Source organism: Xenorhabdus indica (assembly GCF_014467235.1).
In the GTDB taxonomy this organism is placed as follows: Bacteria; Pseudomonadota; Gammaproteobacteria; order Enterobacterales; family Enterobacteriaceae; genus Xenorhabdus; species Xenorhabdus indica.
The window spans coordinates 1-478 of the sequence record NZ_NKHP01000121.1; the positions used below are offsets into that span (position 1 = coordinate 1).

The 478-nt window shown below is 55.2% G+C and carries 1 protein-coding gene; it reads left to right on the top strand.

Annotated features, from left to right (window positions below; translation table 11 throughout):
• Positions 1-76: 76 nt before the first annotated feature.
• The coding region (locus Xind_RS25505) for a CHC2 zinc finger domain-containing protein (protein WP_246432646.1) at positions 77-478 on the top strand (402 nt) is incomplete at its 3' end.

The following is a 478-nucleotide window of genomic DNA, read 5'->3' on the forward strand; positions in this document are numbered from 1 at the left end:
TGGTTGCCATGAGTTCATTATAAGGTACAATGAAAAAACATTAAAGGGGTCTTGACATGTTTTGGAGGAACTTTTTATGGCTCGCATCCCGGAAGCAGAGTTGCAACACCTGAAAGCCGCTGTCTCTTTAGTCGCCATCATTGAGCAACAAGGCCGACAGCTCTTTAAGCGCGGCAAAGACATGACCGTGCTGTGCCCGTTCCATCAGGAAAAAACGCCCTCGATGGTCATTACCCCGTCGAAAAACCTCTATCACTGCTTTGGCTGCGATGCCGGCGGCTCGGTGCTGGACTGGGTGATGAAAACCGAAGGGCTAAGCCTGCGCCATGCCGTGGAACGCTTAAAAGCCGTGCTGGGGCACAATCCGGCAGTGGAGCCACTGGCGGCGGTGTCGTCAGTGGAGGAGGGGATCGGGCGGCAGGCGCTGTTGCAGCGGGTGATCGCCTTTTATCACCAGACCCTGCTGAATGCGCCGGAA